The organism is Anaerolineales bacterium, from assembly GCA_003105035.1.
Lineage (GTDB): Bacteria > Chloroflexota > Anaerolineae > Anaerolineales > UBA4823 > FEB-25.
The window spans coordinates 9,266-9,611 of record PQAL01000041.1; the positions used below are offsets into that span (position 1 = coordinate 9,266).

The window sequence follows — 346 nt, forward strand, 5'->3', positions numbered from 1 at the left end:
GTTTTAGCCCGGATGGTACCCTGATCGTCTCCGCCAGCAATGACAGTACTCTCAAGTTGTGGGACGCCGCCAGCGGGCAGGCGTTGAGAACGCTGAGGGGCCATACTGGTCAGGTCGAGGCCGTTGCCTTCAGCCCGGATGGTACCCAAATCGTCTCCGCCAGCGGGGACAAGACACTCAAGGTATGGAAGGCCGCCACCGGGCAGGCGCGGCACACCCTGAGCAGTCACACCAGAGAGGTCTATGGCGTTGCATTCAGCCCGGATGGAACCAGGATCGTCTCTGCAAGCAAAGACAGAACACTCAAGATATGGGACACCGCCAGCGGGCAGGATATGCCCACCCT

1 protein-coding gene and 1 pseudogene are annotated in these 346 nt (G+C 60.7%); both read left to right on the top strand.

All coding sequences use genetic code 11. From position 1 onward, the window contains the following. Positions 1-65 (top strand): annotated as a pseudogene (locus C3F13_17995) (hypothetical protein). 18 nt (positions 66-83) lie between these two features. Continuing rightward, a partial coding sequence (locus C3F13_18000) for a hypothetical protein (protein PWB49884.1) occupies positions 84-346 on the top strand: 263 nt, incomplete at its 3' end.